This window comes from Micromonospora sp. NPDC052213 (assembly GCF_040679695.1).
Classification (GTDB): domain Bacteria; phylum Actinomycetota; class Actinomycetes; order Mycobacteriales; family Micromonosporaceae; genus Micromonospora.
Genome location: NZ_JBFAVI010000397.1, coordinates 1 through 1,104, shown reverse-complemented (window position 1 = coordinate 1,104; position 1,104 = coordinate 1). Strand labels below are relative to the sequence as shown.

The 1,104-nt window shown below is 73.2% G+C and carries 2 protein-coding genes; one reads left to right on the top strand and one right to left on the bottom strand.

The annotated features are described in order from the left end of the window. Positions 1-26: 26 nt before the first annotated feature. Positions 27-704 carry a TetR/AcrR family transcriptional regulator gene (locus AB0L34_RS34235; RefSeq protein ID WP_363709823.1) on the bottom strand — a complete coding sequence of 226 codons (678 nt, stop codon included), beginning with the start codon at positions 702-704 and terminating at the stop codon, positions 27-29. A gap of 128 nt (positions 705-832) precedes the next feature. Between AB0L34_RS34235 and AB0L34_RS34230 the strand changes: the two genes are divergently transcribed. After that, on the top strand, positions 833-1,104 hold a 272-nt coding region (locus AB0L34_RS34230), incomplete at its 3' end, for an NAD(P)H-binding protein (RefSeq protein WP_363709822.1).

Sequence of the window (1,104 nt, the reverse complement as noted above, 5' to 3'; positions counted from 1 at the left end):
CGCGGGCCGGTTCGGCGTGTCCGGCCTCAGGTGGCGCCGGCTGCGGCGCGGGCGGTCAGACCGTCGAGCACGTACGCCAGCCCGAGCGCGAAGTTCGTGTCCCAGTCGTCGTCGAGCAGGTGCCGCTGCGCGGCCAGTGTGGGATAGCTGGCGCTGTGCCGCTCCAGCATCAGCTGGCCCTCCCGGCGTTCGGCCGCCGACCACCGCAGCGTGGCCTGGCTGGCCGCGGAGCCCTGGACGTGGCTGTAGAGCACCCAGCTCGCCGCGGTGACGTCCCGGGAGGTGAACCCGGCGCGGGTCAGGGTGGCCTGGAGGAACTCCATCCAGGACAGGAAGCCGGGGCCGACCGCGGGGCGTCGTCGCATCACCGCCGACCAGGGGTGCCGCAGCAGCGCGGCACGGCGCTCGGTCAGCAGCGTCGTGACGTCCGCCCGCCAGTCGTCGCCGGGTGGCGGTGGCGGCGTGGCGGCGAACACCGCGTCGACCGCGAGGTCGATCACGTGCTCCTTGGTGTCCACGTGCCAGTAGAGCGTGGTGGTGCCGACGCCGAGGCGGTCGGCGAGGCGGCGCATGGTGAGCTGCCCGACGTCGTCCTCGTCCAGCAGCTCGACCGCGGCGGCGGTGATGCGCTCGACGGTCAGTGGCGGGTCGGGCCGCCCGGCCGACGTCGTCCGCAGCCACAGGCTCCGGCTCCGCTCCGCCATCCCGTCACCCGCCTCGCCCGAAATCTGCCTGTTCCGCCCGTGAGCGTAGTACATTGGTCGGGCACCGGAACGTTGTTCGACTGCTGGACCGTCGTTCGACCCTCGCGCCGACGAAGAGGTGGGGCCAGATGAGACTCGTGGTGTTCGGCGCGAACGGGCCCACCGGCCGGCTGGCCACCGAGCTGGCGATGGCCCGGGGCCACGTCGTCACAGCAGTGACCCGGCGTCCGGAGTCCTTCCCGGTGCGGGGCGAGAACCTGCTGGTGGTGGGCGCCGACGTGCTGGACGCCGCGGCTGTCGACGCCGCCGTCGCCGGCCAGCAGGCGGTGATCTCGACGCTGGGTGTGCCGTACACGAAGGAGACGGTGCGAACCTACTCCGAGGGCCGAGCTGGAGGAGG

Coding starts and splice junctions, on each gene's coding strand:
- AB0L34_RS34235 (WP_363709823.1), bottom strand. CDS start 704: ATGGCGGAGCGGAGCCGGAGCCTGTGGCTGCGGACGACGTCGGCCGGG.